Annotated in this window: 8 protein-coding genes; 2 read left to right on the top strand and 6 right to left on the bottom strand. The window is 71.7% G+C overall.

Translation table 11 applies throughout. The features are described 5' to 3' along the window. Positions 1 to 88 precede the first annotated feature (88 nt). The 6 genes from TsocGM_RS25160 to purE form a co-directional block, all read right to left on the bottom strand. Positions 89 to 1,402, bottom strand: coding sequence for a BatD family protein (locus TsocGM_RS25160; protein ID WP_158633761.1), 1,314 nt, complete (start codon positions 1,400 to 1,402; stop codon positions 89 to 91). Positions 1,403 to 1,936: 534 nt separating this feature from the next. Continuing rightward, the gene (locus tag TsocGM_RS25155) at positions 1,937 to 3,742 is read right to left on the bottom strand and encodes a vWA domain-containing protein (protein WP_158633760.1); all 1,806 of its coding nucleotides are present in this window, start codon (positions 3,740 to 3,742) and stop codon (positions 1,937 to 1,939) included. A gap of 138 nt (positions 3,743 to 3,880) precedes the next feature. Then, on the bottom strand, positions 3,881 to 4,900 hold the full coding sequence (locus tag TsocGM_RS25150) for a VWA domain-containing protein (RefSeq protein ID WP_126728220.1): 1,020 nt from the start codon (positions 4,898 to 4,900) through the stop codon (positions 3,881 to 3,883). Positions 4,901 to 4,984: 84 nt separating this feature from the next. Then, positions 4,985 to 5,524 carry an NfeD family protein gene (locus tag TsocGM_RS25145; protein WP_126728219.1) on the bottom strand — a complete coding sequence of 180 codons (540 nt, stop codon included), beginning with the start codon at positions 5,522 to 5,524 and terminating at the stop codon, positions 4,985 to 4,987. Positions 5,525 to 5,756: 232 nt separating this feature from the next. Further along, the gene (locus tag TsocGM_RS25140; RefSeq protein WP_126728218.1) at positions 5,757 to 6,923 is read right to left on the bottom strand and encodes a 5-(carboxyamino)imidazole ribonucleotide synthase; all 1,167 of its coding nucleotides are present in this window, start codon (positions 6,921 to 6,923) and stop codon (positions 5,757 to 5,759) included. Next, complete coding sequence (purE, locus tag TsocGM_RS25135; RefSeq protein ID WP_126728217.1) at positions 6,920 to 7,426, bottom strand: 5-(carboxyamino)imidazole ribonucleotide mutase; 507 nt, start codon at positions 7,424 to 7,426, stop codon at positions 6,920 to 6,922. Before purE ends, TsocGM_RS25140 begins: the two co-directional genes overlap by 4 nt. Positions 7,427 to 7,765: 339 nt before the next feature. On the opposite strand from purE, the gene typA reads away from it, so the two are divergent. Together typA and TsocGM_RS28080 are read left to right on the top strand one after the other, a co-directional pair. After that, positions 7,766 to 9,604, top strand: coding sequence for a translational GTPase TypA (typA, locus tag TsocGM_RS25130; protein WP_126728216.1), 1,839 nt, complete (start codon positions 7,766 to 7,768; stop codon positions 9,602 to 9,604). A gap of 267 nt (positions 9,605 to 9,871) precedes the next feature. After that, a complete protein-coding gene (locus tag TsocGM_RS28080) occupies positions 9,872 to 10,039 on the top strand; it encodes a hypothetical protein (RefSeq protein ID WP_391733072.1) in 168 nt (55 codons plus the stop codon). Positions 10,040 to 10,151: the final 112 nt, after the last annotated feature.

Here is a 10,151-nt window from a genome sequence, read left to right as displayed (position 1 = left end):
CCCCGCCGATCGCGATGGCCTCGGGCCGCCGCGAGCCGAGGGGGCCCCTCGCATCGGCCCCCTCACCGAGTCCGGGGATCTCCCCCGATCAACCGCCTCCCCGCCGGGGATCGGCTCCCGAACGCGCGGACCGCTCCGGAGCCGGTCGGAGGTCGTGGGCCAGCGCTCGGAAGAAGCCCGGCGCGTCGTCCAGGGCGGGAGTGCCGCCATCGATCTCGGAACGGCCGGAGAAGCGCAAGGCGTCGCCCTGCTCGACGATCGCCGAGGCTCGGTCGCCCAGGGCGGGATCCCCGGTCGCCTCGATGACGGCCGAGGCCGCTTCCTCCGGGGTCAACTCCCCCTCCGGGCGCCCGATCGCCCGCCGGAGATAGCCGGCCAGCGCCTCGGCGGCCCGCTCGGCCCGAACGACCCCCGAGCACCGGGAGAGCGCCCTCGCCTGGAGGAGGGCATACCGTCGAGCCGACCTCCGCCGCGACCTCGACCAGGATCGGGCGAGGACGATTACGATGACCGCCAGGGCCGACACGCCCCCGAGCACCGCCGCCGGCCCCTCGGGCCATCGGGAACGACGGGGGCCGTCCTCCTCGGCCCCGGGGATGGCCGCCACCTCGACCGCCTCGGGATCGAACCGAGGGGGATCGACCACCCGGATCGTCAGGCCGTCGGATCCCACCGTCCGGTAGCCTCCGGAGGCCGGATCGAACCAGGAGACGAGCACCGGGGCGATCGCGATCGCGCCGGGGGTCCTGGGCCGGACTCGGAAGGGGAAGGTCCGGGAGGGCGGCCATTCGACCCGAGTCTCCTCGAGCGGTTCGACCGTCGCGTCGAGCGGGGCGCCGTCGGCTCCTCGGAGGGCCGGACGGATCGTCGATCCGAAGGCCCCGGGCCCGGTCAGCGTGACGTCAACCGAGGAGGAATCGCCGAGCTGGATCGCCTCGGGGCGAGCGGCCAGCGTCACCTCGAGCGGACCGACCCCTCCCAGGAACCAGGGAGGGCGGCCGGAAGCGGGGGGAGGCTTCGGATCGAGTCGGATCGGCCCCGTCGCGCCGGATCGTCCGTCGGCCGTCACCCGGAAGGCCGGCACCAACAGCGGGCCCGGCACCTTGGGGATGAGCACGTACTCGAATCGGTACAGGTTTGACTCGACGACGATCGCGCCGATGGCGCTGGCCGAGATGGGCCGGACCTGGCGACCCGTCGGGATCACGTCGACCTGGGGATGCTCGGGAGGCCGGACCTCGGGTTCCGTCGCCCCGGCGGAGACGAGCACCCGGATTGGAATCGCCTGGCCGACAGAGTGCGGCCCGGCCGGCGGGCCTTCGACCCGGACCGGCAGCGGCTCGGCCTGGCGGGAGAGCGCCGAAGCCGTCGTCACGCCGATCACGACCAGGGCCGCGACCAAGGACGGGAGTCGATCGCCCGATCGCCTCTTCAACGCGGCCGGGGGAGGTTGAGCCCTCCTGGCCCGGGGGGCAGGCGATCCGTCGTCCCTCGTCGGGACGCCGGGGGATCGATCGAGGAGGGCCCTGGGTCCGTTCCGGTGCGGGCCAGGGTTCGAGGGGAGGAGCGTTCCTTGTCTCCCCGAGAGGCGGGGTGGAACGGCCTCGGGCCGGGGCGGGGGTTCCCGGCCGGCGGACCCGGGGCGAGCAACGCCGAGACTCGATCGGATCGCTCGGGGGAGCGTGCGGCGGAGTCGTCGCATCATACGGGAATCCTACCGAATTTCTCGGACGGCGGAGGATCGGATCGTTGGGAGGCCAGGATCGGATCGACCCCGGTTCGGGAGCTCCTCGACGAGGGGGGCCTCGGCCCTCGACTTCCCAGGCTCCGAGGGCTCCTCGGCCCAAGACCTCCGGGATCACCGGGCCAGTTCCTTGGCGTTGCGCAGCGTCCGGACGAGAGGCTCGGCGGGAGCCGGCCCGAGGGGGACCAGGGCTCACCATCCCGGACGGTCGGGGCGGTCGGCCGGAGGGGAGGGGGGCCGGTCGGGCAGGCGACGGTCCTTGGCCTGCTGGATCGACTCGACCGCCTGGGCGAGACGATCGGAGGGGGAATCGCCCCGGCCCGGAGATCGAGCGGAGGAGGACCCAGGCACGGCCGCCGTCCCTCCGGCGTCGTCCTCCCCAGGGCTTCCGGAGGAGCCGGAGGGGGAGCCGGGAGGAGACGGACCCGGCCGGTCTCCCGACGAGCCGGGAGCATCATCCCCCGGTTCCCTCCCCGGCGAATCGCCGGGATCGGGTCCCTCGGGGCCAGTCGAGCGACCGGGTCCGTCGGCCGTCGAGGAGCCAGGGCTGGCGAGCCGTTCGGCGAAGGCGCGGTTGTCCCGGGCGAAGCGTCGGATCCGGTCGAGGTCGTCCCCAGGGGCGCTGGAGGAGAGGCAGTCGTCGTAGAAGCTCAGGGCGGCCGGGATGTCCCGGAGGGCGACGGCGGTGTTGCCGAGGGCGTAGTCGATCTTGGTGCGTAAGGCGGGATCGGCCTGCCGCCTCGCCGCTCGGTAGCGGTCGAGGGCCTCCTCGAACCGGCCAAGCTGGTAGAGCGTCGAGGCAGCGTTGTAAACCGGGACGGGATCGCCCGGGGCGAGTTCGGCGGCCCGATCGAAGCGATCGAGGGCGATCGGGAAGTCCCCGCGGTCGAAGGCTCGGCGGCCCTCCTCGATCGCCTCCGGCGCCGTCTGAGGGCGGTCGGTTCCGGCTCCTCCGGAGACTCCGAGGATCGCGAGGCCGAGGAGCGTCCAGGATCGCCACCAGGGGCGGGCCGTCGCCGGGCGTCGGCGACGGGGCCAGGAGCCGATCAGGCCGACCGCGAGAGCGAGGAACACAACGACCCTGAAGCGTTCGACCCGTTCCGGGGACGAGGCTCCCTCCCGGGCCCGGCGCTCGACCGGGGCGATCCGGCTGCGGTACAGCTCGGCCAGGTCGGCCGAGGAGATCCCGACGGGGATGAACGCCCCCCCGGTGGCGAGGGAGAGGCCGCGCAACTCGGTGTCCTCGCGGCGGGAGAGGACCACCTGACCGTCGACGGTCAGCGGCCCGGGACGCCCGTCGGGCCCGGCCGAGGCGACAGGGATGGGGTGGCCCCGGGAATCGTCTCCGATCGCAACGGTGTGCACCACCACGCCAAGCTCCCGGAGCCGATCCACCCGGGAGAGCCAGCCGGGCAGGTGGTCCTCGCCGTCGGAGAAGGCGACGACAATCCGGCCACCGGCCCTCGGCTCATCGTCGAGCAACCCGATCGCGGTGTCGAGCCCGGCACCGAGATCCGAGCCTCCCGGCTCGACGGCGCCGGGCCGGAGCGTTCGCAGCGCTTCGATCACCGCCCCGAGGTTCGTCGTCAACGGGCATCGGACGACGCCCCGGCCGGCGAAGGCGACCAGGCCAACGCGATCTCCTGGGTCGCTCCCGAGCGATCGCGTCAGGTCCTCGGCCGCCGAGACGGCCCGGCCGAGGCGATTGGGAATGACGTCCTCGGCCGCCATGCTCCAGCTCACGTCGACCAGGAGCACAACGTCCCGGCCCGGAGGCAGTGGTTCCCCGGGGGCCCGCCCCCATCGGGGCTGGGCCAGCGCGACGACCAGCAGGATGCTCGCGATCACCCCGGCCATCCCCCCATCGGCCGGGGGACGCCCCGGCAGGGCGAGCCGTCGCCACCCGATCCGCCGACGACGTTCCGAGAGGGACACCATCCCCGCGATCGCCGGCGCGATCAGCAGCAGCCAGAGCCAGCGAGGCTGGGCGAACTCCAAGGTAGGCGAGCCTCCTGGTGACGTTCCGGGGCCGGTTCCGGCCCGAGTCTGCGAGAGGAGGATCATCCGGGAGCGATCGGCCGAGTGCCGGCCGATTCCTCCGCCGCCGAGCGCGACTCGGCGGGGCTCCCGCGACGGTCAGGGCAGCCTCCGGGCTCGGCTCGCCGAGGAGAGGCGGTCGATCGCCAGCAGGATCAGGGCGGCGGCGACCCAGGGAGGATACTCCTCGCGATACCGAGTGCGGATCTGGCCGGTCACGGGACTGGTCTCCAGGGCGTCGATGCGGTCGAAGATCCGGTCGAGGGCCTCGGCGTCCTCGGCCCCGAAGGCGGCCCCGCCGGCGAGGTCGGCCCACCGGGCCAGCGCCTCCGGATCGTAGCCCTCGAGGAGCGTTTCGGGATAGGAGATCCCGGTGCCGGGGATCCCCACCCGAACGGTGCCCCCCGGGGCTCCGAGGCCGATCGCATAGAGGCGGCCGCCGAGCCGTCGGACCAGCGTGGCGGCCTCGTCGGGGTCGAGCCAGTCGGGGGTGGCCGAGGCATCGGGCTGATTCTGGCCGTCGGTCAGCAGGATGACGACCCGGCGTTGGGTGTCGGCATCGAGCGACGCCCGCAGCGCCCAAACGATCGCGTCTCCGATGTTCGTGGCGTTCTCCCCCGGCCGGGCCGGCTCGACCGAGGCGACCAGGGCGCGGAGGACGTCGTGGTCGAGGGTCGGCGGGCAGGCAAGATCGGGAAAGGTCGCGAACGTGACCAGGCCGATCGGGTCATCCGGCCGGCCGAGGATGAAGCGGTCGATCGTCCGTCGGGCGGCTTCGAGCCGGGAGATCGGCCCGTCGCCGGATCCGGTCGGCACGTCCTCGGCGGTCATGGTCAGGCTGCAGTCGACGGCCACGACGATGGCCACCCCTTCGCTGCGGACCCGGGTCTGACCGGCAATCGTCTGCGGCCTGGCCATCGCGACCGCCAGGCAGGCGATGCTGGACGCCCTCAGGAGCAAGGGAATCTGCCGCCGCCACCCCGATCCTCCCGCCTTCCAAGCCCTCGGGGGGAGGAGGCTCAGCGACGGCCAGCGCAGCCGGGGGCGAGCCCGTTCGGCCAGCCAGGGGACCGGCAGCAGGAGCAACAGGAGCAGCCACCACGGTTCGGAAAGGCGCATCGGGCGATCCGGTCCCCCTTCTCGTCGCGACAGGAGTTCCGACCTCAATCAATTGTAACCGCCAAGGGGAAGCCAAGGTCCGGGTCAGGGCCCCGACCTCGACCGATCTCGGCCGATCAAGCCGCCGATCCGATCGATCCCGCGTTTGACCCGGCCGATCAGCAGCGCGAGGTGGAACAGGCCCAGCCCCACGGCCGGGCCTCCCACCAGGAACGCGGGGACGGCCCGGAACACCTCAAGCGGGGGGAGCACGAGGGCCATCGCCAGCACGGCGACCCCGCCGAGGAAGGTCCCCAGCGCGGCGAACGCCATGAGGCCCACGAAATAGCGCTCACCGGCGGTCGAGGCCCCTTCGGAGATCGCCCGCGCCCCCTCGTCCTCCTCCCCCGAGGGCGAAGGTCGCCCCCCGGGCCGGCTCCCGGCCGAGAGGCTGGTGGTCCCCGGCCGGCCGACGACCAGGCCGAAGGCATCGGCCCGGAGGATGGCGACCTCCTGGCCGGCGTCGAACCACTCGCCTTCGGCCCGGGCATGGACGAGGGCGCCGTCGATCGACACCTTGCCCGAAGGCCGGAGCGGCGTCGCCGTGCGGGCGGTCGAACCGGCAGGGAGGTCGTCGGCGTTCATGGGAAGGCCTCGGCCTGGGGAGGGAAGGGGAGGGGGGATCGGCCGGGATCGGCCTCCCGAGCTTGCTCGACAGGGCCGGTCCCTCCCGCTCGAACGACCCTGCCGACGAGCCGGGAACGCCCCGGGACGGCCCCCGACGCTCCCTCGCCGAGCCCCTGGAGCGCCCAGAGGATTCGGGAGAACGCCGAGACTCGGCCCCGAGGGGCCAGGCGCTCGGCCCGATCATCGGGAATCATCCGGAGCGGGCCCCGCCGCCGGCCGAACGTCGAGCGGCCATCGCCCGGGACAGGGCATTCTGAGGGTCGCGATCGAGCACGGTCAGGTGGCCCATCTTGCGGCCGACCGGCGCGGCTCCCTTGCCGTAGAGGTGGAGCGCGGCCGCCGGCTCGGAGCGAAGCGAGGCCGACCAGTCCGGGGGGCCGTTCGTCCAGAGGTCGCCGAGCAGGTTGACCATCGCCGCTGGGGACCGGAGATCGGTCGGGCCGAGCGGCAGGCCGCAGAGGGCTCGGACCTGCTGCTCGAACTGGCTGGTGACGGCCGCCTCGATCGTCAAGTGCCCCGAATTGTGCGGCCGAGGGGCGATCTCGTTGACCTTCAAGCCTCCCTCGGGCGTGAGGAAGAACTCGACGCAGAGAACCCCGACATAGTCAAGCGCCTCGGCCACCCGGAGGGCCAGCTCCCTGGCCTCGAGCGAGGCGATCGGACCGATCGGGGCGGGCATGAGGGTGGCATCCAGGATATGCCGGACGTGGCGGTTCAAGCCAACCGGGAAGGTGGTCGATCGGCCGTCGGCCCCCCGAACGACGAGAACCGAAACCTCGGCGGCGAAGGCAACCACCCCCTCGGCAACGCAGGGGAGCCGGCCGAGCTCCTCCCAGGCCTTCGGGGCCGCTTCGGGGCGATCCACGCGACGCTGCCCCTTGCCGTCGTAGCCGGAGGAGGCCGTCTTGAGGATGATCGGCGTTGGGAGATCCGAGCAGGCCCGGGAAAGCTCGGCGTCGGATCGGACGGGACGCCAAGGGGCGGTGGGCAGGCCGTTCCTGGCCAGGAACGCCTTCTCCCGCAACCGATTCTGGCTCACTCGAACCGCCCGCCAGTCGGGGCGGGTTGGGATCCGTCCGGACAGCCAGCGAAGCCCGGCGGCGGAGACGTTCTCGAACTCGACGGTCGCGGCCTGGACCCGAGCGGCGAATCGCCTGAGGGCCAGCAGGTCGTCGTCCCGGCCGAGGACGACCTCGTGGGCGACCTGGGCGGCGGGCCCGTCGGCCTCGTCGGTCAGGACGACCGTCCGGTATCCCATCCGCTGCGCCGCCTGGATGAACATCCGGCCGAGTTGCCCGCCCCCCACCACCCCGATCGAGGCCGGGGGCAGGAGCGGGTCGGGTCCGAGGAGGCTCATGCGGGAGACTCCGGAACCCGATCGGTCTGGGAGGCGCGGAACGACCGCAAGGCGTCTCGAATCCCGGAATCCTGCCGGGCGAGAATCGCCGCCGCCAGCAACGCCGCGTTCGCCGCGCCGGAGGGACCAATGGCGAGCGTGCCCACAGGAACCCCCCGGGGCATCTGCACAATCGACAGCAGGGAGTCGACGCCCCGGAGGGCCTTGCTCTCCACGGGGACCCCCAGAATCGGCAGCTCGCAGACCGAGGCCAACATGCCCGGCAAGTGGGCCGCCCCGCCGGCGCCGGCGATGATCACCTGGAGGCCCCGCGATTCCGCCTGCCTGCCGTATGCGAAGAGTCGATCCGGCGTCCGATGGGCCGAGACGATTCGGACCTCGTGGGGCACTCCCAGCGCGTCGAGCACTTCCGAGGCATGGCGCATGGTCTCCCAGTCGGATTGACTGCCCATGACCACGCCGACCATCGGCTTCGGGGGAGCAGGGGATGGCTGTTCGGTCATCGGTGGATCCGCGTCCGGCCTCGTCCCGGGGATCTGGGGATCAGCAACGCAATCGGTCCCCGAAGCGGCGGGATTGTCCATTCTAACCGAATCCCGGTTCCCCGGCGCCTCGGGACGGGAAGCCTTCCCAATCCCGATCGCCGGCCCGGCGAACCGCCCGGGGGACCGGGTCGAGGAGGGATCGAATCCGGGGGGGCGATCGGCAATCGTGCGGTCGATCTTGCCGGGTGACCCGGCCAGGTCGTATCGTGATGGTGCACGATTGCCCTCCCGAACCTCCCGCCAGGTAAGACGACCCTCGATCCACCGAGCCGGCTCCCGCCGGAAGACCTCCCGAACATGACCCGACGCGACGACATCCGAAACGTGGCCATCATCGCCCACGTCGACCACGGCAAGACCACCCTGGTCGATGCCATGCTCCGCCAGTCGGGCTCGTTCCGAGAGAACCAGCTCGTGGGCGAGTGCATCCTCGATTCCAACGACCTGGAGCGGGAGCGGGGCATCACCATCCTCGCCAAGAACATCGCCATCGGCTTCGGCGCGACGAAGATCAACATCATCGACACCCCCGGCCACGCCGATTTCGGCGGCGAGGTCGAGCGGACGCTCCAGATGGCCGACGGCTGCCTGCTGCTGGTCGACTCGTTCGAGGGGCCGATGCCGCAGACGAAGTTCGTCCTGCGCAAGGCGTTCGCGAACCAGCTCCGGCCAATCGTGGTCGTCAACAAGATCGACCGGCCCGATGCCCGTCCGCTGGAGGTGCTGGACGAGGTCTTCGAGACCTTCATCGAGCTCGGGGCCGATGACGAGCAGCTCGACTTCCCCTACCTGTTCGCCTCCGGCCGAGCCGGCTACGCCTCGCACGACCCCGAGGCCCGATCGGGAGACATCCGGCCGCTGCTCGACCTGATCGTCGAGAAGATCCCCGGACCCGAGGTCGACGCCGACGGGCCGTTCAAGCTGCTCTGCACGACGTTGGACTTCTCCGAGTACGTCGGCCGGATCGCCATCGGCCGGATCGTGTCCGGGACCGTCCGCAAGGCGATGCCGGCGGCGCTGCTCAAGGCCGGTGACCGGGTCGTGCCGGGCACGATCAACCAGGTCCTCGCCTTCGACAAGCTCGGCCGGGTCGAGGTCGAGTCCGCCTCGGCCGGCGACATCGTCGCGCTGGTCGGCCTGGCCGACGTGGACATCGGCGACACCGTCTCCTCCGCCGACGACCTCCGAGCGCTGCCCCGGATCGAGGTCGACGAGCCGACGCTCAGCATGCTCTTCACGATCAACGACTCTCCCCTGGCCGGGGAGGGCGACTATCTCACCTCCCGCCACCTGAAGGACCGGCTGGACAGGGAGCTGCGCTCGAACGTCGCGCTGCGGGTCGAGCCGACGGAAGACCGAGACTCGTTCATGGTTTCCGGCCGAGGGCTGCTCCACCTCTCGGTCCTGATCGAGACGATGCGGCGCGAGGGGTACGAGCTGTCGGTCGGTAAGCCGGAAGTCGTCGTGAAGGTGATCGACGGCGTGAAGCACGAGCCCTACGAGTACCTCGTCATCGACGTGCCCCAGGAGCACCGCGGGCCGGCGATGGAGCTGGTCGGCAACCGCCGGGGCGAGCTGCTGAACATGGACCTGAAGGGCTCCTACGCCCACATGGAGTTCGTGATCCCCGCCCGGGGGCTGCTCGGCCTCCGCACCCGGCTGCTGAGCGCCACCCAGGGCGAGGCGATCATGCACCACAACTTCCACGAGTTCCGCCCGTTCCGGGGAGAGATCCCCCGACGCCCCAACGGCGTGATGATCAGCAATTGCGGAGGCCAGGCGATCGCCTTCGCCCTCGACGGGCTCCAGCAGCGCGGCACGATGTTCGTGGCCCCGGGAGACGACGTCTACGAGGGGATGATCATCGCCGAACACGTCCGAGAGAACGACCTGGTCGTCAACCCGACCAAGGAGAAGAAGCTGACGAACATGCGGGCATCCGGATCGGACAAGAACATCCTGCTCAAGCCCCCCCGGGAGCTGACCCTGGAGATCGCCCTGGAATACATCGAGGACGACGAGCTGGTCGAGGTCACTCCCACCAGGATCCGGCTCCGCAAGAAGCAGCTGCGCGAGGAGGACCGCAAGCGGGCCGAGCGCTCCGCCAAGGACCGCAAGAAGGCCGTCGGCGCCTGAGCCGAGGGGCATCCTGACGCACCGCTTCGACGGTTTCCCCTCCTGGAATCCCTTCGATCCGACTCCCAGGCTCCCGTGGAGGATTGGGAAGCTCGTGGGGCCTGGCGTCGGCCGGGTCCGGGAGGAGAGCCTGGCACCCGCCACCGTTCCGTCCCGGTCGGTCCCGACGACGTCGGCGGTGCCCAGCGGGCTGCGCTCGGAGGTCCGGCGCCACCGACAGCCTGACTCCTCCCCGGAGGCTCGGCGATCAGCGATTCTGCGTGCCGGTTGATCCTGACGCTTCGTCCCGGGACCTTCGCCATCGCCCGGCTCGACCTCAGCTCCCCGTCCCCACCCTGGCTACGGGACGGCCCGGCCGAATTCCTCTCCGAGACGAGAACGGCCGACGAGCGGTCGATCGTCGGCCCCGATCGCTCCGTCGTAACCGTCCGATGAACCGCGTCTGGAAAGCGAGCTGAGTCGACGCGACGATACCCGCGGCGGGTCCGATCGCCCCGCCCGGGAGCCGCACCCATGCCGCGTCAGGCATCCGACGACGCACCGTGGC

This window comes from Tautonia sociabilis (assembly GCF_003977685.1).
GTDB lineage: Bacteria > Planctomycetota > Planctomycetia > Isosphaerales > Isosphaeraceae > Tautonia > Tautonia sociabilis.
This window is presented reverse-complemented; position numbering and strand designations above follow the sequence as displayed.

Coding starts and splice junctions, on each gene's coding strand:
- TsocGM_RS25150 (WP_126728220.1), bottom strand. CDS start 4,900: ATGCGCCTTTCCGAACCGTGGTGGCTGCTCCTGTTGCTCCTGCTGCCG.
- TsocGM_RS25145 (WP_126728219.1), bottom strand. CDS start 5,524: ATGAACGCCGACGACCTCCCTGCCGGTTCGACCGCCCGCACGGCGACG.
- TsocGM_RS25140 (WP_126728218.1), bottom strand. CDS start 6,923: ATGAGCCTCCTCGGACCCGACCCGCTCCTGCCCCCGGCCTCGATCGGG.
- purE (WP_126728217.1), bottom strand. CDS start 7,426: ATGACCGAACAGCCATCCCCTGCTCCCCCGAAGCCGATGGTCGGCGTG.
- typA (WP_126728216.1), top strand. CDS start 7,766: ATGACCCGACGCGACGACATCCGAAACGTGGCCATCATCGCCCACGTC.